The organism is Bacillus cereus group sp. BfR-BA-01523, assembly GCF_022662615.1.
Taxonomy (GTDB): domain Bacteria; phylum Bacillota; class Bacilli; order Bacillales; family Bacillaceae_G; genus Bacillus_A; species Bacillus_A mycoides.
This window is the reverse complement of the sequence record NZ_JAKUDX010000049.1, coordinates 1-229: the sequence shown is the minus strand read 5'-3', so window position 1 is coordinate 229 and position 229 is coordinate 1. Positions and strand designations below refer to the sequence as shown.

Below are 229 nucleotides of genomic sequence, written 5' to 3'. Positions count from 1 at the left end.
ACGTCCTACTCTCACAGGGACAAGGTCCCAACTACCATCGGCGCTAGAGAGCTTAACTTCCGTGTTCGGTATGGGAACGGGTGTGACCTCTCTGCCATCATCACCAAACTATTGAAGGTATATTCCTTCAAAACTAGATAACATTAGCTTCATATTATATGGTTAAGTCCTCGATCTATTAGTATTCGTCAGCTCCACATGTCACCATGCTTCCACCTCGAACCTATCA

1 rRNA gene is annotated in these 229 nt (G+C 45.0%); it reads right to left on the bottom strand.

Features of this window, described 5'->3' with window-relative positions:
* Window positions 1-108 (bottom strand): 5S ribosomal RNA (gene rrf, locus MR066_RS27140); the annotation flags it as partial.
* Window positions 109-229: the final 121 nt, after the last annotated feature.